The organism is Inquilinus limosus MP06 (assembly GCF_000767795.1).
Lineage (GTDB): Bacteria > Pseudomonadota > Alphaproteobacteria > DSM-16000 > Inquilinaceae > Inquilinus > Inquilinus limosus_E.
Map to the genome: position 1 here is coordinate 1 of NZ_JANX01000223.1, position 9,159 is coordinate 9,159.

At 69.6% G+C, this 9,159-nt stretch carries 7 protein-coding genes; 4 read left to right on the plus strand and 3 right to left on the minus strand.

The genetic code is table 11. The features are described 5' to 3' along the window. Nucleotides 1-146: 146 nt before the first annotated feature. Together P409_RS17600 and katG are read right to left on the minus strand one after the other, a co-directional pair. Nucleotides 147-3,176, minus strand: a complete 3,030-nt coding sequence (locus P409_RS17600; protein WP_034840334.1) for a hypothetical protein — start codon at nt 3,174-3,176, stop codon at nt 147-149. A 377-nt stretch (nt 3,177-3,553) separates the two neighbouring features. After that, a complete protein-coding gene (gene katG, locus P409_RS17605; protein ID WP_034840326.1) occupies nt 3,554-5,737 on the minus strand; it encodes a catalase/peroxidase HPI in 2,184 nt (727 codons plus the stop codon). 195 nt (nt 5,738-5,932) lie between these two features. Between katG and P409_RS17610 the strand changes: the two genes are divergently transcribed. Next, nucleotides 5,933-6,277, plus strand: a complete 345-nt coding sequence (locus P409_RS17610) for a DUF4112 domain-containing protein (RefSeq protein WP_034840327.1) — start codon at nt 5,933-5,935, stop codon at nt 6,275-6,277. 3 nt (nt 6,278-6,280) lie between these two features. Here P409_RS17610 and P409_RS17615 read toward each other — a convergent pair whose 3' ends face one another. Further along, the gene (locus P409_RS17615; RefSeq protein ID WP_081991588.1) at nt 6,281-7,306 is read right to left on the minus strand and encodes a DUF1254 domain-containing protein; all 1,026 of its coding nucleotides are present in this window, start codon (nt 7,304-7,306) and stop codon (nt 6,281-6,283) included. Between the two features lie 114 nt (nt 7,307-7,420). Between P409_RS17615 and P409_RS17620 the strand changes: the two genes are divergently transcribed. The 3 genes from P409_RS17620 to P409_RS17630 all read left to right on the plus strand — a co-directional run bounded on the left by P409_RS17620 (nt 7,421) and on the right by P409_RS17630 (nt 9,046). After that, a complete protein-coding gene (locus P409_RS17620) occupies nt 7,421-8,320 on the plus strand; it encodes a LysR family transcriptional regulator (RefSeq protein ID WP_034840328.1) in 900 nt (299 codons plus the stop codon). A gap of 64 nt (nt 8,321-8,384) precedes the next feature. Next, the gene (locus P409_RS17625) at nt 8,385-8,630 is read left to right on the plus strand and encodes a type II toxin-antitoxin system Phd/YefM family antitoxin (protein WP_034840329.1); all 246 of its coding nucleotides are present in this window, start codon (nt 8,385-8,387) and stop codon (nt 8,628-8,630) included. After that, on the plus strand, nt 8,627-9,046 hold the full coding sequence (locus P409_RS17630; protein WP_034840332.1) for a type II toxin-antitoxin system VapC family toxin: 420 nt from the start codon (nt 8,627-8,629) through the stop codon (nt 9,044-9,046). Before P409_RS17625 ends, P409_RS17630 begins: the two co-directional genes overlap by 4 nt. Nucleotides 9,047-9,159: the final 113 nt, after the last annotated feature.

A 9,159-nucleotide genomic window follows, 5' to 3' on the forward strand; every position in this document is an offset into this window, starting at 1 on the left:
CAAGGGGAGGGGGGACTCATTTTGCTTTCGCCATGAGTGTCCCCGACGACCTGCGGGAATTCTGAAAAGGTCTCGCTTGCGGGAGAGGCCACACGCGCTCCTATGCTCGCGATGGCTTTAGCCAGGGATATGCGGATGCCGCCCCCTCACGGCGACTGCGGCAGCGGCAGCGCCACCGAGCCGCTGGACACCACCGCCAGCTTCCAGCCGTCGACCTGGGTGCCCTCGACATTCAGGTGGCCGACCAGGAATTTCAGCCGCTCCGCGTCGTCGCCGGTCGCCGTGCACATCCGGTCCTGCAGGTAGAAGGGCGGCTGCGCCTGGTAGTAGAGCGTGGCCTTGACCGCGACCGGGCGGCTGCCGGCCGGCAGGTCGGACAGCGGCAGGTCGTAGACCAGGCTGTCGCCGCCGCCCGCGGCATAGTCGGGGTCGTCGCCGACGCCGGTGGAGCCGGCCTCCTGCGCCAGCTCCTCGCCGGCGCCCAACGCCTTGGCGATCTGCGTGCGGTCAGACAAGGGCAGATAGCCCTGCGGCAGGATGCGGTTGTCCTTCACCGTGGTGCAGATCGACAGGAAGCTGGTGGTCAGCATGCCCTGCGGCGCCTTGCCGGGGCCGCACATCGCGGCGGTGGCGTCGGGCGGCGGGGTCGACACCAGCTCCTGGTAGATCTGGGCCTGGTCCTGCCGAGTGATGGTCTGGAAATGCGGCTGCATCAGCCGCGCCTCCGGCCGGATGCGGGACTTGCAGTCGTCGGTCCACCAGTATTCGCCGTCCAGCGGCTGGCCGGCCTGGTCGACCAGCGCGCCCGCCGCGTTGGTGCGGCCGGAGGCCCAGAGCGTGTCGCCGTTGCCGTCCAGCACCTGGAACTCGACGAAGGCGCGGCGGAAGCCGACGCCGGAGGGCAGCTTGTGCCCGGTCCTGCTGCGCACGGTCACGGTCGCCTGCAGCCGGCCGCCGTCCATCGACACCTTGCCGACGCCGACATCCGCGGTCTGGCTGGCGGCGAGGTCGAGCATCGCCTGCTCGGTCCGCACCAGCGGGGCGACGCCGCGGGTCAGCATCGGGTCCGCGGTGGGGATGCCGAGCACGTCGGGGAATTGCTGCGCAATCTTGATCAGGAAGACGTTCAGCCCGACCAGCGTGTGCGCGGCGAAGCCGTCGCGCACCTGCAGGTCGATATCCTCCGGCCCCAGGTTGTTCTCGGCCTCCGGGAAGTTGCTGTACTCCTGGATGCTGGCGATCTTGCTGCGGATCGGCTTGCCGTCCGCCGTCTTCGACGGCATGTGGCAATCCTGGCAGGACTGGGCCAGGCTGCCGGGGCCGAGCGGCAGCGGACCGTCGGGCGTGGTGCCGGTGCGGTAGGCGCTGAACGCCCATTCCGGATAGGTCGTCTGCTCGTAGATATGGGTGATGACCGCCGGGTCCTGCGTGGGCGTCGCCGTCTGGAGGGTCGGCGGGACCGCGGGCTGCAGCACCGGCAGGTGCACGGTGTGGCAGCTGCCGCAGACCTCGGAGCTCTTGATCGCGGCATTGTGCTCCGGCGTGATGCCGAGCGCGTTCTGCATCGGCTTGACCTGCGGCTTCTCGAACGGGCCGATCAGCTTGTCGGGCGCGCCGACCAGGAAGCTGCCGGTGAAGGTGCGGGCGAAGCCGGTGCTGTCCGGGTTCAGGAAATCCTGCCGCTCGGTGATGCAGGCGTTCTCCGGCGCGTCGGCGACGCCGGCGGCGGCCTGGCCCAGCGCCATGCGGTGGCAGGCCGTGCAGGAGATGCCGTCGCGGGCGAGCGCGCCGTATTTCGCCAGCGCCGCGGTGGGGTTGCCGTCCGGCCAGGGCACCGCGTTCACCATCTCGCGGGTGAAGTCGAGGCACTTGCCGGAATCGGCGAAGGTGTCGATGTGGAACTGCCGCTGGCCCTGGATGCCGTGGCAGCCGAGGCAGGTGTCCTGGACGATCTGCTTCGCATCGGGATGGAAGGTCTGGGTCTCGCTGGCCAGTTGGGCGAAAAAGAACGGGTCGCGCCCGGCCAGCCCCATCGGCGAGCTGCGCCAGGTGGCATAGGGCGACAGGTTGAACAGGGTGTCGCCATGCGGGTTCGGCGCCGTCATGTCGAATTGCAGCCCGGTGCTGCCGGCGTCGTGGCAGCCCAGGCACTGGGTCGAGGAGACGAACTGGTCCGCCGCGCGCGGGCCGCCGGCGGCGACCCAGGTGTTGTCGTAGCTGGCCGACGGCATCATCGGCACCGAATCCCAGCCCGGCATCTTCAGCAGATAGGCGCGCAGCGCCTGGTCGACTGCCGTGTCGGCCTGGTACAGCGGCTCGCCCAGCCGGGTCACGTCGTCCGGCGGCAGGGTGACGGCGCGGTGATGGTCCGGCGGCGTCGGCGGCGAGAACCAGGACTGGCTGAGATAGACCAGCGGCCGCCCCGGCTCGCCCTCCATGTTGCGCGGCGAGGCGAAGGTCAGGTTGTCCTTGGCCGAGGCATGGCAGTTCATGCAGTACTGGGCGAAGCCCATATTGCCGATGCCGTTGTTCGGGCTCGCCGGCCAGTCGGGCGACCAGCCGCCATTCGGCCCGAAGCCGTACCAGCCCCAGAACCAGCCGTCATGCGAGGCCTTGCTGTCGCGGATCATCACCGCGGCGCCGGAGGTCGGGTACAGCTTCACCGGATCGACACCGGCGCAGGCGGCGGCCGGATACGGGAACATCTCCTTGACCATGATCGCCCCGTCCGGCACCGCGGGCGGCGGGTTCGTCCCCGCCGTCTCGCCGGAGCGGTGCGCGACCAGCCAGTCGGCCATGTCGGGCGAATACCAGATCACCACCGGGGTGTGGGTGCCGAAGCCCTTGCCCTGCCAGGCGCCGTCCACCAGGGTCGCGGTGAAGGGGCCGGCATCGCGGACATGCTTGTCGCGCCGCCAGCCGGAGGCGGCGTCGCGGTGGCAGTAATTGCCGAAGAACTGGTTGAGCTTGGCCTCGTACTGGTCGAGCGGCAGGGCCGAGGGATGGCGCACGGCGTCGATCAGGCTCTTGCACAGATCCGGATCCGTCGGCGTCAGCGGCAGCGGCCGTTCGGCGGTGCAGATGGCCGGGTCGGCCAGGGCCGGCGCGGTGAGGAGAAGGAGGCCGGCGGCCAGCAGCAGACCGGCCCGGCGCGCCGCCCCGCGAAGCCGCGCCATCGGGCTCCCGTCGGCCGAATCCATCGCTTTGCGCATGACGCCCCCGGCGGCTTGCCAATTCTTCGACTCAAAACAGAAACGCGGCCGAATTCAGAAATTCCTAAAACAGGATCAACCTATCACCTGGAATCGGCGATATCCAATTGCTTAATTCGCGAATAATTTTTTCTAAATGCAATCCCAGCGTGTCTAACGGGCGGGTCGCCCCGCTCAAAGACGTCATGGCGAGCCCCGAAAGGGGCGTGGCCATCCATAGGCCGGTGCGAGCGGCCCTGGATGGCCACGCCCCTTTCGGGGCTCGCCATGACGGTTGATGTCAGTCTCAAAAAACCCGGAGCAGGCCCCCGGCGATCGATGCCGGGGGCCTGCGACCGAACTCAGGCGATGTCGAACCGGTCGAGGTTCATCACCTTGGTCCAGGCCGCGGCGAAGTCCTTGGCGAACTGCGCTTGGCCGTCGGAGCTGCCATAGACCTCGGCCAGCGCCCGCAGCTGCGAATGCGACCCGAAGATCAGGTCGACGCGGGTGGCGGTCCACCGGACCTCTTCCGTCTTCCGGTCCCGGCCCACGAACACGCCGTGGGCATCCGCGGAGGGCTGCCACTTCGTGCTCATGTCGAGCAGGTTGACGAAGAAGTCGTTGGTCAGCACGCCCGGCCGCCTGGTGAAGACGCCATGCGGGGAGTTCCCGGCATTGGCGCCCAGCACGCGCAGGCCGCCGACCAGGACCGTCAGCTCGGGCGCCGTCAGCGTCAGCAGCTGCGCCCGGTCGACCAGCAGCTCCTCGGGCGGCAGCAGGTGCGTGCCGCTGCTGAGATAGTTGCGGAACCCGTCGGCCTTCGGCTCCAGCGGCGCGAAGGAGTCGACGTCGGTCTGCTCCTCCGTCGCGTCGGTGCGGCCCGGGGTGAAGGCCACCCGCACGTCCTGCCCGGCATCCTTCGCCGCCTTCTCGACCGCGGCACCGCCGGCGAGGACGATCAGGTCGGCCAGCGAGATCTTCCTGCCGCCGGCCGCCGAGGCGTTGAAGTCCTTCTGGATCCCCTCCAGGGTCTCCAGCACCTTGGCCAGCTGCTCCGGCTGGTTGACCTCCCAGAACCGCTGCGGCGCCAGGCGGATGCGCGCGCCGTTGGCGCCGCCCCGCTTGTCGGAGCCGCGGAAGGTCGAGGCCGACGCCCAGGCGGTGGCGACCAGCTGCGGCACGGTGAGCCCGGAGGCCAGCACCTTCGCCTTCAGCGCCGCGACATCCCCTTCATCGACCAGCGGGTGGTCGACCTCGGGCAGCGGGTCCTGCCAGATCAGCGTCTCCTGCGGCACCAGCTTGCCCAGATAGCGGGCCCGCGGGCCCATGTCGCGATGGGTCAGCTTGAACCAGGCGCGGGCGAAGGCGTCGGCGAACTCCTCCGGATGCTCGTAGAAGCGCCGCGAGATCTTCTCGTAGACCGGGTCGAAACGCAGCGACAGGTCGGTGGTCAGCATGCCCGGGGCGTGCCGCTTCGACGGATCGTGCGCATCGGGGACTTGGCCGGCACCGGCGCCGTTCTTCGGTGTCCACTGATGGGCACCGGCCGGGCTCTTGGTCAGCTCCCATTCATATTCGAACAGGTTGCGGAAGAACTCGTGGCTCCACCTGGTCGGCGTCGAGGTCCAGGTCACCTCCAGGCCGCTGGTGATCGCGTCGCCGGCGAAGCCGCTGCCATGGCTGCTCATCCAGCCAAGGCCCTGCTCGACGATGTCGGCGCCTTCTGGCTCCTTGCCCACCTTGGCGGCGTCGCCGGCGCCATGGGTCTTGCCGAAGCTGTGGCCGCCGGCGATCAGGGCCACCGTCTCCTCGTCGTTCATCGCCATCCGGCCGAAGGTCTCGCGGATGTCGCGGGCCGCGGCGATCGGGTCCGGATTGCCGTTCGGGCCTTCCGGGTTGACATAGATCAGGCCCATCTGCACGGCGCCGAGATGGCCCTGCAGCTCGCGGTCGCCGCTGTAGCGCTCGTCGCCCAGCCACTTGCCCTCGGGGCCCCAGAAGATGTCCTGGTCGGGCTCCCAGGTGTCCGGGCGGCCGCCGGCGAAGCCGAAGGTCTTGAAGCCCATCGATTCGAGCGCGACGTTGCCGGTCAGGATCAGCAGGTCGGCCCAGGACAGCTTGCGGCCGTATTTCTGCTTGATCGGCCACAGCAGGCGGCGGGCCTTGTCGAGGTTGCCGTTGTCCGGCCAGCTGTTCAGCGGCGCGAAGCGCTGCTGGCCCCGCCCACCGCCGCCGCGACCGTCGCCGATGCGGTAGGTGCCGGCGCTGTGCCAGGCCATGCGGATGAACAGGCCGCCGTAATGGCCGAAATCGGCCGGCCACCAATCCTGCGAGTCGGTCATCAGGGCCCGCAGGTCCTTGATCACCGCATCCAGGTCGAGGGTCTTGAATTCCTTGGCGTAATCGAACGACTCGCCCATCGGGTCGGAGAGGGCGGAGTGCAGGTGGAGCACCGAAAGGTTCAGCTGGTCCGGCCACCAGTCGCGGTTGGTGTGACCACGGCTGCCGCCGCCGGTAACGGGGCACTTGCCTTCGCTGGCCATGTTTCCTCCGTTCGCGCTGCTCAGTTTTGAGTCGTTCTAAACTAGAACGATCCCAAGCCGGAGTCACCAGCCCTTCCGACACGGCGATCGATCGCATGATGGGAGGATTGTCGACTGCAGCGGGGGCAGGGGCGCGATGGACATCCGGCCGCCGCGGCCCCATCTCATCCCGGCTGCAACCGCCCGGGATCCGCCTTGGACCACGCCGCCGAACTGGACCGCCTGGACCGCCTCGCCACCCTGCTGGATTCACGCTGGCGCCTGCCGCTGCTGGGCTGGCGCTTCGGCCTGGATTCGGTGATCGGGCTGGTGCCGGGGCTGGGCGACGCGGCCGGCGGGCTGCTCTCCGCCTGGCTGATCCTGCGGGCGCGGCGCCTCGGCGCGCCGAACCGGGTGCTGGCGATGATGGCCGGCAACGTCGTGCTGGACGTCGCCCTGGGCAGCGTGCCGGTGCTGGGCGACATCCTCGATATCGGGCTGAAGGCCAACCGCCGCAACGCCCGGCTGCTGCGGCGGCATTTCGAGCGGCAGGGCGCCTGAGCCTCAGCCGACCGGCCGCGCGAGAGGGAACTGCCAGGTGCCGTCGAGGATCTCCGCCCGCGGCCGGAACAGCCGCACGGTGTAGTTCCAGCCCGGCGTGATCGGCAGGCAGTTCACTGCCGCGGCGTCGTCGCAGCCGCCGAACTGGATGGTGACCATGCCGTCCGCGCCCGCCTTCGCCGTCAGGCTGTTCACCGCATAGGCGTGCCGCGGGTTCGGCTGCAGATAGCCGGCGCTGTTGTAGACCGTGAGCGACCAGAAGCCGTCGACCGGCACTTCGCCGACCGTCAGCCGGTACACGGTGGCGCCGTCGTTGCGGGCCGGGGTGATCGGCAGGTACAGCCCGTCCTTTTCCGGATTGCCGCCCCACAGCAGGGCCGTGCCGATCAGGTGCCGCACCGGGTCGACCTCGGCCGGGCCGGCGCCGAACATCCGGCGCGTGTCGGTCACGGTGGTGCCGAGCTGCTGCAGCGCCGCCCGGATGGTGCCGAGGCTGGCCAGGTCCCAATCCGGCACCGCGAAGCTGCCGGGCCGGTCCTGGGCCAGCGTCACCTTGTCCTGCAGCGCATGGACCCGGGCGACGTCGTCCGGGCTGGCGAAATCGACCAGGAAACGCACCACGACGATGGCGTAGCGCGTGCCGATCGCCTCCCGCGTCAGGGTGTGGCTGCCGGCATCGTAGAAGGTCGCCCGGGTGTACTGGTCCTGGTTGACGACCTGCATCCCCATGTAGCGCCGGCCGGCGTCGGGCAGCGTGACCGTCGCCGGCCCGGCGTCGAGGTCGAGGATGGCGAAGGAATAGAGCGTGTCGCGGTTGCCGCGGACGATGCCCTGCTGCGCCGGGGGCGACAGCTCGCGCCCGTGCTTGAACCGGCCGAAGCCGCCGGCCTTCGCCACCCCGGCGAAATACACGTCGGTCTGGGCGCGGTCATAGGTCTCGACCGTGACCGGCATCGCCGTCTGCGCCGATGCGGCGCTCGCCATCAACAGGGTCATGGCCGCGAGGATCCTTCTGCTGGTCTTGATCATGGTGCTTTCCGGGTGACGCGGGGGGCCTTCCGCGCACAGGAGATGACCTAGCCGCATCTGGAAATGAAGCGTCGCCGATGACCATCGGTCTCTCATATCTGGTAGGCTGGCGGCATGGATCTGAACGCCGCCCGCATGTTCGTCGCCGTCGTCCAGGCCGGCAGCCTGTCGGCCGCGGCGGCCCGCCTGGGCGTCCCGCTGCCGACGCTGAGCCGCCGCATCCGCGAGCTGGAGCGGCAGCTGAGGGTGCAGCTGCTGGAGCGGTCGACCCGCGGCACCAGGCTGACCGATGCCGGGGCCCGCCTCTACGAGCATGCCGGGCGCGGCGTCGAGGCGCTGCTGGAGGCCGAGCAGGCGGTGGTCAGCGACCAGGCCCGGCTGAAGGGGCGGCTGCGCCTGTCCCTGCCCCAGACCTTCGAGCCGTGGTGGGATCTGCTGGCCGCCTTCCAGCGCCGTTATCCGGACATCGAGGTCTTCGTCTACTCGACCGAGCGGCGCATGGACCTGGTGGAGGACGGCATCGATGTCGCCCTGCGCGTCGGCGCCATCGTGCATGAGGCGATGGTGGCGCGTCCGGTCCTGAGCTTCCGCAACGTGCTGGTCGCCGCCCCGGCGCTGGTCGAGCGGCTGGGAGCGCCCGCCGATCCCGAGGCGCTTCGAGGCTTCCCCTGCGCGGTGTGGTCGACGCGGATCGACGCCCCGGTGCGATGGGAGCTGGGTGGCCAGGCGGTGACGCCCCGGGCGGTGCTGACCGCCAACGACTATCACCTTCTGTGCCACCGCGCCCTGGCCGGCGACGTGGTGACCGAGCTGCCGCCCTTTCTGGCCGCCGGCCCGATCCGCGACGGCCGGCTGGTGCCGCTGCTGCCGGACCACCCGCTGCCGGAATGGGCGCTGCACCTGCTCTATCCGCCGCACCGCCACCCGTCGCGGATCGTCCGCACCTATCTCGACTTCTGCCAGGCCTGGCTGCCGAACGTCGCCCGGGCGTGCACCATCAATGCCACCAGCTGAGCGACAAACTTGCTTTAATGACCTATCAAACCAATATTATGGTCAGACTGGTCAGAGATGTGGCATGGCGGAGTGGCAGGTCCAAGAAGCGAAGGCGCGCTTCAGCGAGGTGGTCGAGAAGGCCCGGACCGAGGGGCCGCAGACGATCACGCGCCACGGCCGCGAGCGTGCGGTGCTGCTGTCGATCGAGGATTACCGTGCTCTGCTGTCGCGCCAGACGGATGTCCGGGACCTTCTGCTCGGCGGCCCGAAGGTGGACGACTTCACCATCGAGCGCGACGGCGATCGCGGCCGTGAGATTGCACTGTGACCGGCGGCGCCGGTTTCCTCCTGGACACCAATATCCTGTCGGAGACCCGCCGAACGCGGGCCGAACCTCGGGTTCTATCCTTTCTGTCGCAAACCGACCCGGCGCGGCTGTTCGTCAGCGTCCTGACGCTCGGCGAGCTGCGCAAGGGCATCGAGACCAGGCGCCGGTCCGACGCGGGGATGGCCGCCAGGCTCGGCGCCTGGGCCGATGCGCTGGAAGCGGGCTTCGCCAACAGGATCCTTGCCGTTGATGCGGCAACGGCGAAGCTGTGGGGCGAACTGTCCGCCGACCGCCCGCGACCGGTCATCGACACGCTGCTCGCGGCCACGGCGATCGCGCACGACCTCACTCTGGTCACGCGCAACGTTGCGGATGTCGCCGGCACCGGCGCGGCAGTCCTCAATCCCTGGGGATGAGCATCGCCCTCAGGGGATGAGCCAGCCGGCCTTCAAGGTGCCGCCGGTCCAGTCGAACAGGGCTCGGCGGTCGGCGCCGGGGACCAGGCGCACCCAGTCGATGCGGTCGGCCG

Coding starts and splice junctions, on each gene's coding strand:
- P409_RS17600 (WP_034840334.1), bottom strand. CDS start 3,176: ATGGCGCGGCTTCGCGGGGCGGCGCGCCGGGCCGGTCTGCTGCTGGCC.
- katG (WP_034840326.1), bottom strand. CDS start 5,737: ATGGCCAGCGAAGGCAAGTGCCCCGTTACCGGCGGCGGCAGCCGTGGT.
- P409_RS17615 (WP_081991588.1), bottom strand. CDS start 7,306: ATGATCAAGACCAGCAGAAGGATCCTCGCGGCCATGACCCTGTTGATG.
- P409_RS17620 (WP_034840328.1), top strand. CDS start 7,421: ATGGATCTGAACGCCGCCCGCATGTTCGTCGCCGTCGTCCAGGCCGGC.
- P409_RS17625 (WP_034840329.1), top strand. CDS start 8,385: ATGGCGGAGTGGCAGGTCCAAGAAGCGAAGGCGCGCTTCAGCGAGGTG.